Genomic DNA, 15,147 nt, shown 5'->3' on the forward strand with positions numbered 1-15,147 from the left:
TGTCGCGCATTTCCCCTCGCTGGAGACTCACCATGCATTTTGATATCGCCTGGCAGGAGGTTGATACCGTTCTGCTGGATATGGATGGCACGCTGCTTGACCTCGCCTTCGACAACTATTTTTGGCAAAAGCTGGTTCCTGAAACCTGGGGGGCGGCACGTGGGCTTAACCTGTCGGAGGCCAAAGAGGAGATGCGCCAGGAGTATCACGCGGTGCAGCATACGCTAAACTGGTACTGTCTGGACTACTGGAGCGAGCGCCTGAATTTGGATATTCGTGCGATGACCAGCGAGCAGGGGCCAAGAGCCGCACTGCGTGAAGATACCGTCCCGTTCCTTGATGCGCTCAAGGCCAGCGGCAAGCGGCGCATCCTGCTGACCAACGCCCATCCGCATAATCTGGCGGTAAAGCTTGAACATACCGGTCTCGACGCACACCTTGATTTATTACTTTCTACCCACACATTTGGTTATCCGAAAGAAGATCAGCGTCTGTGGCGTGCGGTAGCGGAAGAGACCGGCTTCGATGCGCGCAAAACGCTCTTTGTTGACGATAGCGAGGCGATTCTCGATGCCGCGGCGCAGTTTGGTATTCGCTACTGCCTGGGCGTCACGAATCCGGATTCCGGACTGGCGGAAAAAAGCTATGCCCGCCACCCGGGACTGAACGACTACCGGCGCCTGATCCCTTCGCTGACCCCACAGGAGAGGCCATGAAAGAGAAGCCCGTCGAAGCCGTCAGACTGGACAAGTGGCTTTGGGCAGCCCGCATTTATAAAACCCGCGCGCTGGCGCGCGAGATGATTGAAGGCGGCAAGGTGCATTACAACGGACAACGCAGCAAGCCGGGGAAAGTCGTTGAGCTGGGCGCCACCCTGACGCTACGCCAGGGCAACGACGAACGTATCCTGCTGGTCAAAGGGATAACGGAACAGCGCCGACCTGCCAGTGAAGCCGTCACGCTGTATGAAGAGACGGCAGAAAGCATCGAGAAACGCGAGAAAATGGCGCTGGCGCGCAAAATGAACGCGCTAACCATGCCGCATCCCGACAGACGTCCGGACAAGAAAGAACGCCGCGACCTGATGAGATTTAAACACGGCGACAGTGAGTAATCGCCTATACCTGTAGGCACCGCTGTTGCCAGCAAGAGAGACCATTATGACTCAACACGATCAATTACATCGTTATCTGTTTGAAAACTATGCCGTACGCGGTGAACTGGTGACCGTCTCGGAAACCCTGGAACAGATTCTGGCGAACCACAGCTACCCGCAGCCGGTCAAAACCGTGCTGGCAGAGCTGCTCGTTGCCACCAGCCTGCTGACCGCAACGCTGAAGTTTGCCGGCGATATCACCGTGCAGCTGCAGGGCGATGGTCCTCTGTCTCTGGCGGTTATTAACGGCACGAATCAGCAGCAGCTGCGCGGCGTAGCGCGGACTCAGGGCGACATTCCGCAAGATGCGGACCTGAAAACGCTGGTCGGTAACGGGTATCTGGTCATCACCATCTCTCCGCATGAAGGCGAGCGCTATCAGGGCGTGGTCGGTCTGGAAGGTGACACCCTGGCGGCTTGCCTGGAAGATTATTTCCAGCGCTCAGAACAGTTGCCAACGCGCCTTATCATTCGCACCGGCGAACATGAAGGGAAGCTGATGGCGGGCGGCATGCTGCTTCAGGTCATGCCGGCGCAAGAGACGCAGACCAATGATTTCGACCATCTGGCAACGCTGACTGAGACGATCAAAGCCGAGGAACTGTTTACCCTCTCAGCGACTGACGTCCTGTGGCGCCTGTATCACGAAGAAGAAGTGACCGTGTACGATCCGCAGAATGTGGAATTTAAATGTACCTGTTCCCGCGAACGCTGCGCCGGTGCGCTGAAAACGCTGCCGGATGAAGAGATCGACAGCATTCTCGCTGACGAAGGTGAAATTGATATGCACTGCGATTACTGCGGCAATCATTACCTCTTCAACGCCATGGATATCGCCGAGATTCGCAATAACGCGTCTCCGGCCGACCCGCAGGTTCACTGATAATCCTGCCCGCCAAAGCTCGCGGCGGAGGTTTTCCGCCTCCGCCGCGCCTGTTGTCAACCATTTCCTCGCGTGATGAATCGATTTTCACTGAAAGAGTTACGTAATTTTCTTTCCAGAAAGCGATTACATTCACAATTCGGCAGTTTTTTTAATTACTTTTTAACCAATAAGAAACATCCATCCCCACCAACGACCAATTTCCTGAGATAATCACGCACGTTTCGTGACAGGAGTCACCGTGTTTTTCGTAAGTAAGGCGTTTGTCGAGATACGTAAATCTATGAGCCTGGTCGCGGTCTATACCCCGAAAGAACCCCTACAATTTGAAGCAGTATATATTATTGGCTAAGGAGCAGTGACATGCGCGTTAATAATGGTTTAACCCCGCAGGATCTCAAGGCTTATGGTATCAATGACGTTCAGGATATCGTCCACAACCCTGATTACGATACGTTGTATCAAGAAGAACTCGATCCCACTCTGGAAGGGTATGAGCGTGGCGTACTCACCGATCTGGGCGCGATCGCCGTCGATACCGGTATTTTTACCGGTCGTTCGCCGAAAGATAAATATATCGTTCGTGACGATACAACCCGCGATACCGTGTGGTGGTCTGATAAAGGCAACGGTAAAAACGACAATAAACCGCTCTCTCAGGAAACCTGGCAGCACCTGAAAGATCTGGTCACTCATCAGCTTTCCAACAAACGTCTGTTCATCGTTGATGCGTTCTGCGGCGCCAATGCCGACACGCGTCTGAGCGTACGCTTCATTACCGAAGTGGCCTGGCAGGCACACTTCGTCAAGAACATGTTTATTCGCCCGAACGATGAAGAACTGGCCAACTTTAAGCCGGATTTCATCGTGATGAACGGCGCCAAATGCACCAACCCGCAGTGGAAGGAACAGGGTCTCAACTCTGAAAACTTCGTTGCCTTCAACCTGACCGAGCGAATCCAGCTGATTGGCGGCACCTGGTACGGCGGCGAAATGAAGAAAGGGATGTTCTCTATCATGAACTACCTGCTGCCGCTGCAGGGCATCGCATCGATGCACTGTTCCGCTAACGTGGGTGAGAAAGGCGACGTGGCGGTCTTCTTTGGCCTCTCCGGCACCGGTAAAACCACTCTCTCCACCGATCCGAAACGCCGTCTGATCGGCGATGACGAACACGGCTGGGATGACGATGGCGTCTTCAACTTCGAAGGCGGCTGCTATGCCAAGACCATTAAACTCTCCGAAGCCGCAGAGCCAGATATCTATCACGCGATTCGCCGTGATGCGCTGCTGGAAAACGTGGTGGTTCGCGCGGACGGCACGATTGATTTCGACGACGGTTCGAAAACCGAGAACACCCGTGTCTCCTACCCGATCGATCATATCGAGAACATCGTTAAGCCTGTCTCGAAAGCGGGCCATGCCACCAAAGTTATCTTCCTGACCGCGGATGCTTTCGGCGTGCTACCGCCGGTATCGCGCCTGACGGCAGACCAGACCCAGTATCACTTCCTTTCTGGCTTTACCGCTAAGCTGGCCGGTACCGAGCGTGGCGTCACTGAACCGACGCCAACCTTCTCCGCCTGCTTCGGCGCCGCGTTCCTGTCGCTGCACCCGACGCAGTATGCGGAAGTTCTGGTAAAACGCATGCAGGCATCCGGGGCACAGGCTTATCTGGTCAACACCGGCTGGAACGGCACCGGCAAACGTATCTCAATTAAAGATACCCGCGCCATTATCGACGCCATTCTCGACGGGTCGCTGGACAATGCCGAAACCTTCACCCTGCCGATGTTCGATTTGCAGATCCCAACCTCGCTGCCTGGTGTCGATACGCACATCCTCGACCCGCGCAACACCTACGGTTCGCCAGAGCAGTGGCAGGAGAAAGCCGGGCAGCTGGCGAAGCTGTTTGTAGAGAACTTCGAGAAGTACACCGATACGCCAGCGGGCGCCGCGCTGGTCGCTGCCGGTCCGAAACGCTAACCGTGTAGCCATCGTGTAGCCATAAAGAACAAGCCGGGCAATGCCCGGCTTTTTTATCCTCTCGCGCCGACTCGCGCGATTCAGGCGGCCGCTTAGCTCTCTTTGCTCTGCTTCGTTGGCATTAACGCTCGTTGAACCGGCACCGGCAGCCAGGCGCGAATCAACAGCCCGCCCCGCTCGCTGGAGCCAATCTCCAGGCGACCGTTATGGTTATCGATAATACGTTGCACAATCGCCAGTCCCAGCCCGGTACCGCTGGTGCTGCGGGCGCTATCGCCACGAACGAACGGCTGGAACAGATGCTCGCGTTGTTCCGGCTTAATCCCCGGGCCATCGTCCTCAACCTGGAACCAGGCGCTGCTCGCTTCGCTACCGCTGCTGACCTTAATCCAGCCGTTGCCGTAACGCGCGGCGTTAACCAGCATATTGGCCAGCGCACGCTTGATAGACAGCGGATGAATGCGCAGCGGAATCTCGCCGGCCTGCAGGTCCGTCGCAATTTCGCGTTCGTAACCGCTTTCCGCCGCGATAACCTCGCCCAGCACGGCGTTCAGGTCCGCCAGCTCCATCGGCATCTCCTGGCCCGTGCGCAGGTAATCAATAAACTGCTCGATGATGGCGTTACACTCTTCGATGTCTTTGTTGATCGACTCGGCAAGGTAACCGTCCTCTTCCCCCATCATCTCTGTCGCCAGGCGAATACGCGTCAGCGGCGTGCGCAGATCGTGGCTGACGCCGGCCATTAACAGCGTACGATCGTCCGCCAGCTGTTTTACGCCAGCGGCCATGTGGTTAAAGGCCCGGGTGACCGAACGGACTTCGGATGCGCCGTATTCCCGCAGCGGCGGCGGAATAATGCCGCGCCCGACCTGCAGCGCCGCATGTTCAAGATCGACCAGCGGCCGGTTCTGAATACGGATAAACAGCCAGGCGCCGCCAATCGCCAGCAGCATAATCGCCAGGGTATAGCGGAACAGCGGCGAGAAGTCGCCCTGATGGATTTCCGTCAGCGGTACGCGCACCCAGATATTGGGCGACAGCCAGGTTTTCAACCACACCACGGGGGAGCTTTTGTTGACCTCGACCCGCACTTCGGTTGGCCCACCCAGCTGGTGCGCCATCTGCTGACTTAAAAACTCATAATGCTGCGCCCAGCGCAAACCCGCGTCTTCCGCCGCTTCATTGGAATAGAGCGAAATGCCCAGCTCGCGATAAATTTCGCGGCGAAACGCCGGCGGCACCACCAGCTGGGTGCCATCCTCCAGCTGCAGTTTATCGGTCATCAGCATACGCACTTCGTATGCCAGCACCTTATTAAACTGCTGGAGGCTCGGTAGAATCGCAAAATTCAGCACCACCAGGTAGGTCGTCACCAGGCTGACAAACAGCAAGGTGACAATCAACAACAGGGTGCGAGCAAACGAGCTTCGCGGCGAAAAGCGCACGCGTTTCATGCCTTAGAGCCGTCCGGTACGAAGACGTAGCCAAGCCCCCACACGGTCTGGATGTAACGCGGATGTGCCGGATCCTCTTCGACCATGCGGCGCAGACGGGAGATTTGTACATCGATGGAACGCTCCATCGCCGAGTATTCGCGACCGCGAGCAAGATTCATCAGCTTGTCACGGGAGAGCGGCTCACGCGGATGACTCACCAGCGCTTTCAGTACCGCAAATTCACCGCTGGTCAGCGGCATCGGCTCATCTTCACGGAACATCTCACGGGTGCCGAGATTGAGCTTGAATTTACCAAAGGCGATAACCGCCTCTTCCTGCGATGGCGCGCCCGGCAGCTCATTGGCCTGACGACGCAGCACGGCGCGGATACGGGCCAGCAGCTCACGCGGGTTGAACGGTTTTGGAATATAGTCGTCCGCACCGATTTCGAGGCCGACGATACGGTCAACCTCTTCCCCTTTCGCCGTGACCATGATGATCGGCATCGGGTTGCTTTGGCTACGCAGACGACGACAAATGGAGAGGCCATCTTCGCCCGGCAGCATCAAATCCAGCACCATCAGGTGGAAGGACTCACGAGTCAACAGGCGATCCATTTGTTCAGCGTTGGCGACGCTTCGAACCTGGAAGCCTTGCTCGGTCAGATAACGTTCGAGCAGCGCGCGCAGGCGCATGTCGTCGTCGACAACCAGAATCTTATAATTCTCTTGCATTGTTTATACTCCCAAAGGTTCACTGCAATGGTCAGTGCGTATTCTCAAAAAAGCCCGGGTCGCCGACCAGCTAAATCTGGTATATATTCCGGGCTAAATTGTTACAAAGCATATTTAACAGCAGCTTAAGTATACATTTAATCATAAGACACATTATTTATCCTGTCGGTATTATTACGCACTGCGAATTGTGCGCAACCGCACATCGTCGCACACAGTGTCCGACAATCAGAAGGTAGAACGATAAATGAAGACGCCGCTGATCACCCGTGAAGGGTATGAAAAACTTAAAAAAGAAATGGACTATTTGTGGCGTGAAGAGCGTCCGGAGGTCACCAAAAAAGTGACCTGGGCGGCAAGCCTGGGCGACCGTAGCGAAAATGCCGATTACCAGTACAACAAAAAGCGTCTGCGCGAAATCGACCGCCGGGTACGCTATCTCACCAAATGTCTGGAACATCTGAAGATCGTCGATTACTCCCCGCAGCAGGAGGGCAAAGTGTTTTTCGGCGCGTGGGTTGAAATCGAAAACGATGATGGCGACATCAAGCGCTTTCGCATCGTCGGTTATGATGAAATTTTCGGACGCAAAGACTACATCTCTATCGACTCGCCGATGGCCCGCGCGCTGCTGAAAAAAGAGGTCGGCGACCTGGCGGTGGTCAACACGCCCGCCGGCGAAGCCAGCTGGTATGTCAACAATATCGAATATGTGAAATAACGCGCCCGGAACAATCTGAGAGCCTGATGCAGCGACTGGCATTTTGCCGTGTCAGTCCGTATAACTATCCCCTGATTTTCGACCCACAAGATGAAATAGACATGATGAATGATTCGCTCTGCCGCATTATTGCGGGTGAACTTCAGGCCAGGTCTGAACAGGTAGAAGCTGCCGTTCGCCTGCTTGATGAAGGGAACACCGTGCCGTTTATCGCACGCTATCGTAAAGAGGTCACCGGCGGTCTGGATGACACGCAGTTGCGTAATCTGGAAACCCGGCTCGGCTATCTGCGTGAACTGGAAGACCGCCGTCAATCGATCCTCAAATCGATCGGCGAACAGGGTAAGCTGACCGAGGCGTTGGAAAAGGCGATTAGCACTACGCTGAGCAAAACCGAACTCGAAGACCTGTACCTGCCCTATAAACCGAAGCGCCGCACCCGTGGGCAAATCGCCATTGAAGCCGGGCTGGAGCCGCTGGCGGACCTGCTGTGGAACGAACCGTCCCACGACCCGGAAACAGAAGCCGCGAAGTTTGTCGCTGCCGATAAAGGCGTCGCCGATACCAAAGCCGCACTGGATGGCGCGCGTTATATCCTGATGGAGCGTTTTGCTGAAGATGCTGCGCTGCTGGCGAAGGTGCGTGACTACCTGTGGAAGAATGCGCATCTGGTGGCCACGGTGGTGAGCGGGAAAGAAGAGGAAGGGGCAAAATTCCGCGACTACTTCGATCACCATGAACCTGTCGCTACCGTCCCGTCGCATCGCGCGCTCGCCATGTTCCGCGGTCGTAACGAAGGCATCCTGCAGCTGGCCCTGAATGCCGATCCGCAGTTTGACGAGCCGCCGAAAGAGAGCCATTGCGAACAGATTATTATCGACCATCTCGGTTTACGGCTGAACAACGCCGCAGCCGACAGCTGGCGTAAAGGGGTTGTCAGCTGGACATGGCGCATTAAGGTGCTGATGCATCTGGAAACCGAGCTAATGGGCACCGTGCGCGAACGCGCGGAAGATGAAGCCATCAACGTGTTTGCCCGTAACCTGCACGATCTGCTGATGGCCGCCCCCGCCGGGCTGCGCGCCACCATGGGCCTCGACCCGGGTCTGCGTACCGGCGTAAAAGTCGCCGTGGTAGATGGCACCGGCAAACTGGTCGCCACCGATACCATCTATCCGCACACCGGGCAGACCGCCAGGGCAGCGGTTGTCGTCGCCGCGCTGTGTGAGAAGCACAACGTTGAGCTGGTCGCTATCGGCAACGGCACCGCCTCCCGCGAAACCGAACGCTTCTTCCTCGATGTGCAGCAGCAGTTCCCGAAAGTCACCGCGCAGAAAGTCATCGTCAGCGAAGCCGGGGCTTCCGTCTACTCGGCTTCCGAACTGGCGGCCCTGGAGTTCCCGGACCTCGATGTTTCTCTGCGCGGCGCCGTTTCAATCGCCCGCCGTCTGCAGGATCCGCTGGCCGAGCTGGTGAAAATCGATCCGAAATCCATCGGCGTGGGCCAGTACCAGCACGACGTCAGCCAGTCGCAGCTGGCGCGCAAGCTGGATGCGGTGGTCGAAGACTGTGTTAACGCCGTCGGCGTGGATCTGAACACCGCTTCCGTGCCGCTGCTCACCCGCGTAGCGGGCCTGACGCGGATGATGGCGCAGAATATCGTCGCCTGGCGCGATGAGAACGGCCAGTTCCAGAACCGCCAGCAGTTGCTGAAAGTCAGCCGCCTTGGTCCCAAAGCCTTCGAGCAGTGCGCCGGGTTCCTGCGCATCAACCACGGCGACAACCCGCTCGATGCTTCCACCGTTCACCCGGAAGCCTACCCGATCGTTGAGCGCATTCTGGCCGCCACCCGGCAGGCGTTAAGCGATCTGATGGGCAACAGCAGCGAGTTACGCAATCTGAAAGCGGCCGACTTCACCGATGAAAAATTCGGTGTGCCAACCGTCACCGACATTATCAAAGAGCTGGAAAAACCCGGCCGCGACCCGCGTCCGGAATTTAAAACCGCGAAGTTCGCCGATGGCGTGGAAACCATGAACGACCTGCTGCCGGGCATGATCCTTGAAGGTGCGGTCACCAACGTCACTAACTTTGGCGCCTTTGTCGACATCGGCGTGCACCAGGATGGCCTGGTGCATATTTCGTCGCTGTCAAATAAATTCGTCGACGATCCGCATACCGTCGTCAAAGCTGGCGATATCGTGCAGGTTAAAGTGATGGAGGTCGACCTGCCGCGTAAACGTATCGCGCTGACCATGCGTCTGGACGAGCAGCCGGGCGAGAGCAACGCACGACGCGGCGGCGGTAACGATCGTGCGCAGGGCGCTCGTCCGGCAGCAAAAGCGGCGAAACCGCGCGGTCGCGAGGTGCAGTCAGGTGGCAACAGCGCCATGATGGACGCACTGGCAGCGGCCATGGGTAAAAAACGCTAATCCCTCCCCGGCCCCTCATTGCAGGGGCCATTTTTCCCGACCCTTTCTCTGACCCAATAGAGGGTTACTGCAAAACCGCTTAGCGGCGGCGAATAAAGGCGGGTAAATAAGTTAATTCCCAAGGTTTCATTTTATTAACCAATGAAACCTTAATTAAACATTAGATGACAAAATAAATATTCCCCTTATTTAGCGCTACAGCGCAGACCTTGCGCCATATCAAAGAAGCAGCATATTTCCGGCAAATGGTGCTTATTAAGCCATTTATGTATTGATGATAAAAACCATTATCATTATCATCATTTGCAGTAAGTTTCTGTTTTTCTCCGTTGGCTATGCTCTCCGGTGCTGTGCGATGAGCGCACACGGAAAACTCTCATTCAGTTAGCGATTACAGGTAGGCCCTATGCAATTCACTCCTGATAGTGCGTGGAAAATCACGGGTTTCTCTCGCGATATTAGTCCGGCTTATCGTCAGAAACTGTTGTCTCTTGGCATGCTGCCAGGATCCTCTTTTAATGTGGTCCGCGTCGCGCCGCTCGGCGATCCCGTACATATCGAAACCCGGCGCGTAAGCCTGGTATTACGCAAAAAAGATCTCGATTTAATAGAACTGGAAGCGGTCGCACAATAACACCTGATCCGGTACTCAGAGTCTGAAATATGAAAAAGTTAACTCTTGGTTTAATTGGTAATCCGAACTCCGGTAAAACAACATTATTTAATCAGCTTACCGGTGCCCGTCAGCGCGTCGGCAACTGGGCCGGGGTCACCGTCGAGCGCAAAGAAGGGGCCTTTACCACCACCGACCACCAGGTCACGCTGGTGGACCTGCCCGGCACCTATTCGCTGACGACTATCTCTTCACAGACCTCTTTAGATGAGCAGATCGCCTGCCACTATATCCTCAGCGGCGATGCCGACATGCTGATTAACGTGGTCGACGCTTCAAATCTGGAACGCAACCTCTATCTGACACTGCAATTACTGGAGCTGGGCATCCCCTGCATCGTTGCCTTGAATATGCTGGATATTGCCGAGAAGCAAAAAATCCGCATCGACGTTGACGCGCTGGCGGCCAGACTGGGTTGCCCGGTGATTCCGCTGGTCTCGACTCGCGGACGCGGTATCGAAGCTTTAAAAATGGCCATCGATCGCCACCAGCAAAATACGTCGCTTGAACTGGTGCACTACCCGCAGCCGCTGCTGCGCGAAGCCGAAAAGCTGGCTCAGGAGATGGTGCCGGAGATCCCCCAGCGTCAACGCTGCTGGCTGGGTCTGCAAATGCTGGAGGGTGATATTTACAGCCGCGAGTATGCCGGGAACGCTGCGCATAAGCTCGATGATGCCCTGGCGAATCTGCGCGCGGACATTGACGATCCGGCGCTGCATATCGCGGATGCCCGCTATCAGAGCATTGCCGCCATCTGCGATGCCGTCAGCAACACGCTCACCGCTGAGCCGAGCCGTTTCACCACCGCGATGGACAAAATCATCCTCAGCCGCATGCTGGGACTGCCCATCTTCTTATTTGTCATGTACCTGATGTTTCTGCTGGCGATCAACATCGGCGGCGCGTTACAGCCCATCTTTGACGCCGGTTCCGTGGCTATCTTTATTCACGGTATTCAGTGGCTGGGCTATACCCTGCATTTCCCGGACTGGCTAACCGTTTTCCTTGCCCAGGGGCTGGGCGGCGGTATCAACACCGTGCTGCCGCTGGTACCGCAAATCGGCATGATGTATCTGTTCCTCTCCTTCCTTGAGGATTCCGGCTATATGGCGCGAGCGGCCTTCGTCATGGACCGCTTGATGCAGGCGCTGGGGCTGCCGGGGAAATCCTTCGTTCCGCTGATTGTCGGCTTCGGCTGCAACGTACCGTCGGTCATGGGGGCGCGCACGCTGGATGCGCCGCGCGAACGCCTGATGACCATCATGATGGCGCCGTTTATGTCCTGCGGCGCGCGCCTGGCGATCTTCGCCGTATTCGCCGCCGCGTTCTTTGGTCAAAACGGCGCGCTGGCGGTCTTCTCGCTGTATCTGCTCGGGATCGTGATGGCTATCCTGACCGGCCTGATGCTCAAACACACCATTATGCGCGGCGAAGCATCGCCGTTCGTGATGGAGCTGCCGGTCTACCACGTCCCGCATATCAAAAGCCTGGTCATCCAGACCTGGCAGCGGCTGAAAGGCTTTGTGCTGCGCGCGGGTAAAGTTATCGTCATCGTCAGTATTTTTCTTAGCGCCCTGAACAGCTTCTCGCTCAACGGTAAGCTGGTGGATAACATTAACGATTCGGCGCTGGCCTCCGTCAGCCGTATTATCACGCCGGTTTTTAAACCGATTGGCGTGCATGAAGATAACTGGCAGGCCACCGTCGGGCTGTTTACCGGCGCCATGGCGAAAGAGGTGGTCGTCGGGACGCTGAACACGCTTTACACCGCCGAAGATATTCAGAATGAAGCGTTTAATCCGCAGGAATTCCACCTCGGCGACGAACTGCTGGCCGCGCTGGACGAAACCTGGCAGAGCCTGAAAAACACCTTCAGCCTGAGTGTCCTGGCTAACCCTATCGAAGCCAGCAAAGGCGATGGTGAAATGGGAACCGGCGCGATGGGCGTCATGGGCAGCAAATTCGGCAGCGCGGCGGCCGCCTACAGTTACCTGATTTTCGTTCTGCTCTATATTCCGTGCATCTCGGTGATGGGGGCCATCGCTCGCGAATCCAGCCGCGGCTGGATGTCATTCTCCATCCTGTGGGGACTGAACATCGCCTACTCGCTCTCCACGCTGTACTACCAGACCGTGAGTTTCAGCCAGCATCCGCGCTACAGCCTGGTGTGTATTCTGTTGGTGGTGCTGTTTAATATCGTGGTCTTTGGCCTGTTACGCCGGGCCCGTAGCCGGGTTGATGTCTCCCTGCTGGCTACGCGGAAAACGCCGTCATCCTGCTGCCAGAGTCCGGCGGGCGACTGTCACTAAGGCGTTATCATGGCATCGTTGATTGAAGTACGCGATATGCTGGCCCTGCAGGGGCGGATGGAGGCGGCGCAGCTCAGCGCTCGCCTGCATACTCCGCAGCCGCTGGTTGATGCCATGTTGAGTCGTCTGGAAGCCATGGGGAAAGCCGTGCGCATAACGGAAGACGCGGACGGCTGTTTGTCCGGGAGCTGCAAACATTGCCCTGAAGGGAAAGCCTGCTTGCGAGAGTGGTGGGCGCTGCGCTGATAACCCCTGGGCTAAGCCCCTTAAGTCGTAAAACCAAAGCGGGTCCTGAGACCCGCTTTGGCTTATTTGTAGACGTCGGCGTTAGCGTGAACGGTTTTCTCGTTTTTCGAACCGGCAATCACCACAAAGTACTTGCCGCCCAGCTCATCCGCCTTCTTCGACAGATCGCGCTTTGCATCCATCGGTGAAGTCGTTCTTGAAGTCGTAATGCTGCCGATTTTCGTCAGCTTCATTGACGCCACTTCATCTTTTTGAATCTCTTTCGCTGCAAACGCACCAAAAGACAGGGAGCCAATCACCAGAGATGCAACAATACCCGTCATTATTTTCATAGCCTCAACTCTCCATAAGGTTGTTTTTATTGGCCACGGGGGCGACAGAAACGCATTCTCCCCGCGACAACCTAAGTATTGCTATGGTCGGGATTTTTGCCACAGCCCGCTAAAAATAATTGCGCAGGCGATTTTTCAACGCCACCAGAGGCTCACAGAACGCCTGCGGGTGCGAGATGAACGGCGCATGGGCCGCCTTGTCAAAGACCACCGATTCACTCTGCGGCCATAATGCATCCAGAACCGGGACAATTTTGCGCGGCACCAGGCCATCCAGTCGGCCATACAGCCGCAGGAACGGCTGCGCGAATGCGGACAGCGGCTGGCGTAAATCGGCCGTTTTCAGGATCTCCAGCCCGCCGTTCAACACCTCTGAAGACGGCATCGGCAACGACAGCACGGTACTTTTCAACGCCCGGGCATCCTGACGAGCGCTTTCCGTCCCCATCGTTTGCAGCGCCAGAAACCGCTCCACGGTACGCTGGAAGTCTTCGCTCAACTGCTGCTGAAACCCACTCAGCACCTCCGCTTTAATTCCAGGCCAGTCGCCATCGGCGCCAAAACAGGGCGAAGAGGCCACGGTGACCAACGCCTGTACGCGCTCGGGGTGGTGCAAGGCAATCTGACTGGCCACCAACCCACCGAGGCTCCAGCCCAGCCAGATAGCCTGTTTCGGGGCCTGGCTCAGAACCTGCTGCGCCATCTCCTCCAGCGACAGGGCGCCAAAGCCGCTGCTGCGACCATAGCCCGGCAGGTCAACCAGATGCAGCGTAAAGTGCGAGGCCAGTTGCGGCGTCACGCAATCCCAAACCCTGGCATTCAGCCCCCATCCGTGCAGGAGCACAAGATGACAATTTCCTTCACCGACGGTTTGCCACCAGATGTCGTTCATCAGTTACTGTTCTCTTTCCACTATGACGAGGTGAAATATGCTAACAGCACACAGCTTATGCTGGCTATGCCAAATGCCGGTGGCGATCGCCAGCTGGGGCATCTGCTCCCGCTGCGCCGCCTCTCTGACACAACCCCCGGCGCTTTGCCCACGCTGCGGCCTGCCGGCAGCGGCCGGCAAACTTCCCTGCGGTCGCTGCCTGCAGAATCCACCGCCGTGGCACCGACTGGTGACGGTCAATGATTACCGGCCGCCGCTGAGCGGTTTGATCCATCAGCTTAAGTTTTCCCGTCGTCCGGAACTGGCGCCAGCGCTGGCGCGTCTGCTGCTGTTACGCGTTCGCCAGAGAGAAGAATATCCCCGACCAGACCGTCTCGTCAGCGTCCCGCTGTGGCAGCGCCGTCAATGGCGGAGAGGCTTCAATCAAAGCGACCTGCTATGCCGCCCGTTGGCGCACTGGCTGCAGTGCGCCTGGCACCATGATGCCGTGCGCCGCAACCGGCGCACGGCGACCCAGCACCACCTCTCCGCACGCTTGCGCAAACAGAACCTGAAAAATGCCTTTCAGCTTGAAATATCGGTACGCGACCTCCATATCGCCATTGTGGATGATGTCGTCACAACCGGAAGCACCGTCGCTGAAATATCCCGCCTGCTTTTGCGAAACGGCGCCGCGACGGTTCAGGTATGGTGTATATGCCGTACCTTGTAGACCCCTGCTGATGGGCGTATTATAACCCAGTAAAATAGTCAACTATTAGGCCAACGCTATGATCCGTATTTCCGATGCTGCACAAGCGCACTTTGCCAAATTGCTGGTAAATCAGGAAGAAGGGACACAAATTCGCGTATTTGTGATTAATCCCGGCACCCCTAACGCTGAGTGCGGCGTATCCTACTGCCCACCGGATGCGGTGGAAGACACCGACACGGCGCTGAAGTTTGAGCAACTGACGGCGTATGTCGACGAACTCAGCGCGCCGTACCTGGAAGACGCTGAAATTGACTTCGTCACCGATCAGCTTGGCTCTCAGCTGACGCTAAAAGCGCCGAACGCCAAGATGCGCAAAGTTTCCGACGACGCTCCGCTGATGGAACGCGTTGAATACCTGCTGCAATCGCAGATTAACCCGCAGCTGGCCGGCCATGGCGGACGCGTCACGCTGATGGAAATCACCGAAGACGGTCTGGCTATCCTGCAGTTCGGCGGCGGTTGTAACGGCTGCTCAATGGTCGATGTAACCCTGAAAGAAGGGATCGAGAAACAGCTGCTGAACGAATTCCCTGAGCTGAAAGGCGTGCGCGATCTGACCGAACACCAGCGCGGCGAGCACTCCTACTACTAAG

15 protein-coding genes are annotated in these 15,147 nt (G+C 56.6%); 11 read left to right on the top strand and 4 right to left on the bottom strand.

From position 1 onward, the window contains the following. Nucleotides 1-32 precede the first annotated feature (32 nt). From yrfG to pckA, 4 genes are all read left to right on the top strand, one after another. Nucleotides 33-716 carry a GMP/IMP nucleotidase gene (gene yrfG / locus FNY10_RS22915; RefSeq protein WP_160704311.1) on the top strand — a complete coding sequence of 228 codons (684 nt, stop codon included), beginning with the start codon at nt 33-35 and terminating at the stop codon, nt 714-716. After that, nucleotides 713-1,114, top strand: coding sequence for a ribosome-associated heat shock protein Hsp15 (gene hslR / locus FNY10_RS22920; RefSeq protein WP_131049138.1), 402 nt, complete (start codon nt 713-715; stop codon nt 1,112-1,114). Before yrfG ends, hslR begins: the two co-directional genes overlap by 4 nt. A 46-nt stretch (nt 1,115-1,160) precedes the next feature. Continuing rightward, nucleotides 1,161-2,039 (top strand): Hsp33 family molecular chaperone HslO, encoded by an 879-nt coding sequence (gene hslO / locus FNY10_RS22925; RefSeq protein WP_160704309.1) that lies wholly within the window; start codon nt 1,161-1,163, stop codon nt 2,037-2,039. A 363-nt stretch (nt 2,040-2,402) separates the two neighbouring features. Next, nucleotides 2,403-4,025: a phosphoenolpyruvate carboxykinase (ATP) gene (pckA, locus tag FNY10_RS22930; RefSeq protein ID WP_131049139.1), complete on the top strand. Its 1,623-nt coding sequence runs from the start codon at nt 2,403-2,405 to the stop codon at nt 4,023-4,025. Between the two features lie 92 nt (nt 4,026-4,117). Here pckA and envZ read toward each other — a convergent pair whose 3' ends face one another. Together envZ and ompR are read right to left on the bottom strand one after the other, a co-directional pair. Then, a complete protein-coding gene (gene envZ / locus FNY10_RS22935) occupies nt 4,118-5,479 on the bottom strand; it encodes a two-component system sensor histidine kinase EnvZ (RefSeq protein ID WP_100684441.1) in 1,362 nt (453 codons plus the stop codon). Next, nucleotides 5,476-6,195 (bottom strand): two-component system response regulator OmpR, encoded by a 720-nt coding sequence (ompR, locus tag FNY10_RS22940; protein ID WP_001157751.1) that lies wholly within the window; start codon nt 6,193-6,195, stop codon nt 5,476-5,478. Before ompR ends, envZ begins: the two co-directional genes overlap by 4 nt. 247 nt (nt 6,196-6,442) lie before the next feature. Between ompR and greB the strand changes: the two genes are divergently transcribed. The 5 genes from greB to feoC all read left to right on the top strand — a co-directional run bounded on the left by greB (nt 6,443) and on the right by feoC (nt 12,576). Next, the gene (greB, locus tag FNY10_RS22945; RefSeq protein ID WP_131049140.1) at nt 6,443-6,916 is read left to right on the top strand and encodes a transcription elongation factor GreB; all 474 of its coding nucleotides are present in this window, start codon (nt 6,443-6,445) and stop codon (nt 6,914-6,916) included. A gap of 101 nt (nt 6,917-7,017) precedes the next feature. Beyond that, nucleotides 7,018-9,348, top strand: a complete 2,331-nt coding sequence (locus FNY10_RS22950; RefSeq protein WP_160704307.1) for a Tex family protein — start codon at nt 7,018-7,020, stop codon at nt 9,346-9,348. A 406-nt stretch (nt 9,349-9,754) separates the two neighbouring features. Further along, nucleotides 9,755-9,982, top strand: a complete 228-nt coding sequence (feoA, locus tag FNY10_RS22955) for a ferrous iron transporter A (protein WP_004868486.1) — start codon at nt 9,755-9,757, stop codon at nt 9,980-9,982. A 29-nt stretch (nt 9,983-10,011) separates the two neighbouring features. Continuing rightward, nucleotides 10,012-12,330 carry a Fe(2+) transporter permease subunit FeoB gene (gene feoB, locus FNY10_RS22960; protein ID WP_160704305.1) on the top strand — a complete coding sequence of 773 codons (2,319 nt, stop codon included), beginning with the start codon at nt 10,012-10,014 and terminating at the stop codon, nt 12,328-12,330. 9 nt (nt 12,331-12,339) lie between these two features. Next, nucleotides 12,340-12,576 (top strand): [Fe-S]-dependent transcriptional repressor FeoC, encoded by a 237-nt coding sequence (feoC, locus tag FNY10_RS22965; protein WP_160704303.1) that lies wholly within the window; start codon nt 12,340-12,342, stop codon nt 12,574-12,576. Nucleotides 12,577-12,638: 62 nt separating this feature from the next. Here the strand turns inward: feoC and FNY10_RS22970 are convergent, their stop codons facing one another. Together FNY10_RS22970 and bioH are read right to left on the bottom strand one after the other, a co-directional pair. Further along, nucleotides 12,639-12,908, bottom strand: a complete 270-nt coding sequence (locus FNY10_RS22970) for a YdgH/BhsA/McbA-like domain containing protein (protein WP_100684446.1) — start codon at nt 12,906-12,908, stop codon at nt 12,639-12,641. Nucleotides 12,909-13,017: 109 nt separating this feature from the next. Further along, a complete protein-coding gene (gene bioH / locus FNY10_RS22975) occupies nt 13,018-13,800 on the bottom strand; it encodes a pimeloyl-ACP methyl ester esterase BioH (RefSeq protein WP_131049143.1) in 783 nt (260 codons plus the stop codon). Between the two features lie 37 nt (nt 13,801-13,837). Between bioH and gntX the strand changes: the two genes are divergently transcribed. Further along, nucleotides 13,838-14,512, top strand: a complete 675-nt coding sequence (gene gntX, locus FNY10_RS22980; protein ID WP_160704301.1) for a DNA utilization protein GntX — start codon at nt 13,838-13,840, stop codon at nt 14,510-14,512. 58 nt (nt 14,513-14,570) lie between these two features. Then, a complete protein-coding gene (gene nfuA / locus FNY10_RS22985; protein ID WP_032690439.1) occupies nt 14,571-15,146 on the top strand; it encodes a Fe-S biogenesis protein NfuA in 576 nt (191 codons plus the stop codon). Nucleotide 15,147 lies beyond the last annotated feature (1 nt).

Origin of the sequence: Klebsiella sp. Lac1, assembly GCF_009825425.1 — a bacterium.
Taxonomy (GTDB): domain Bacteria; phylum Pseudomonadota; class Gammaproteobacteria; order Enterobacterales; family Enterobacteriaceae; genus Klebsiella; species Klebsiella electrica.